The sequence below is a fragment of the Pseudoalteromonas sp. SIMBA_162 genome (genome assembly GCF_046535955.1).
GTDB lineage: Bacteria > Pseudomonadota > Gammaproteobacteria > Enterobacterales > Alteromonadaceae > Pseudoalteromonas > Pseudoalteromonas marina.
In genome coordinates, this window is sequence record NZ_JAWJBQ010000320.1 from 1 (window position 1) to 276 (window position 276).

Consider the following 276-nt stretch of genomic DNA (forward strand, 5'->3'; position numbering starts at 1 on the left):
AGCACGACGTCTTCTCGCCACGCCGCCAGCGCGGCGGCCACCCAGGCTTCGCGCGGTGGTCGCTTCATCACGCTGGAAGGCGGTGAAGGCGTCGGCAAGAGCACCAATGTCGCCTTCGTGGTCTCCGAGCTCGAGGCGCATGGCCTCGAGGTCGTGCGCACGCGTGAGCCGGGTGGCAGCGAGCGAGCGGAAGCCATTCGCCAGTTGCTGCTAGACCCGGCGCCGACCGAGTCGCTGAGTGATGATGCCGGACTGCTGTTGATGTTCGCCGAGATC

General features: G+C 67.4%; 1 protein-coding gene. It reads left to right on the forward strand.

The window, feature by feature from the left end; all coding sequences use genetic code 11:
- Positions 1 to 276: dTMP kinase (locus R0J88_RS19865; protein ID WP_410900857.1), on the forward strand; the 276-nt coding region annotated here is incomplete at both ends.